Raw genomic sequence first — 1,137 nt, 5'->3', positions numbered from 1 at the left:
CCCCGCTCCGCGCCCCGGTCCTTGCGCTGGCGCAAGGTCGTTCGAATGGCTGCGAACCTTTGGTTCGCAAGCAGCCCTTCTCACCCCGCAGATGGGAGAGGGGCTGAAGCAAAGGCCAGAAGCTACCCCTGCCCAACCCTCCCCTTGGCTTCGCCAAAGGGAGGGGGCCACGGCACGCATCCTGCGGCGTCGTACGCGGGGCAAAACAAAACCCCGCCTTGCGGCGGGGTTCTGGGTATTACCAGCAGCGGTGAGGCTGCGGTGGACTTAGAAGTCCATGCCGCCCATGCCACCCATGCCGCCCATGCCACCTGCACCACCCATGGCCGGCTCGTCCTTCTTCGGCGCTTCGGCAACCATGGCTTCGGTGGTGATCATCAGACCAGCGATCGAGGCTGCGTTCTGCAGCGCCGAACGGGTCACCTTGGTCGGGTCCAGGATGCCGAATTCCAGCATGTCGCCGAACTCGCCGGAAGCAGCGTTGTAGCCGAAGCTGCCGGTGCCTTCCTTGACCTTGTTGACGATGACCGACGGCTCTTCACCGGCATTGGCAACGATTTCGCGCAGCGGGGCTTCCATCGCGCGCAGGGCGATCTGGATACCGTGGTTCTGGTCTTCGTTGTTGCCCTTCAGGCCGGCCAGAGCGGTGACAGCGCGCACCAGGGCGACGCCGCCGCCCGGGACCACGCCTTCTTCGACAGCTGCGCGGGTAGCGTGCAGGGCGTCGTCAACGCGATCCTTCTTTTCCTTCATTTCGATTTCGGTCGAGGCGCCGACCTTGATCACGGCAACACCGCCGGCCAGCTTGGCAACGCGTTCCTGCAGCTTCTCGCGGTCGTAGTCCGAAGAGGTTTCTTCGATCTGGGTCTTGATCTGCTTGACGCGCGACTCGATGCCGGCAGCTTCGCCAGCGCCATCGATGATGGTGGTGTTTTCCTTGGAAACCTGCACCTTCTTGGCGCGGCCCAGGTCCTTGATGGTGGCCTTTTCCAGCGACAGGCCAACTTCCTCGGAGATCACGGTGCCGCCGGTCAGCACGGCCATGTCTTCCAGCATCGCCTTGCGACGGTCGCCGAAGCCCGGTGCCTTGACGGCCACGACCTTGACGATGCCACGGATGGTGTTGACCACCAGGGT

Annotated in this window: 1 protein-coding gene; it reads right to left on the bottom strand. The window is 63.9% G+C overall.

The annotated features are described in order from the left end of the window. Positions 1 to 267: 267 nt before the first annotated feature. Positions 268 to 1,137 (bottom strand): chaperonin GroEL (gene groEL, locus B2527_RS02840; protein WP_293706027.1); only part of this gene is annotated, 870 nt, incomplete at its 5' end.

This window comes from Stenotrophomonas sp. UBA7606 (genome assembly GCF_002477705.1).
Taxonomy (GTDB): domain Bacteria; phylum Pseudomonadota; class Gammaproteobacteria; order Xanthomonadales; family Xanthomonadaceae; genus Stenotrophomonas.
The sequence above is the reverse complement of the archived record's forward strand: the minus strand, read 5'-3'. Positions and strand labels throughout refer to the sequence as shown.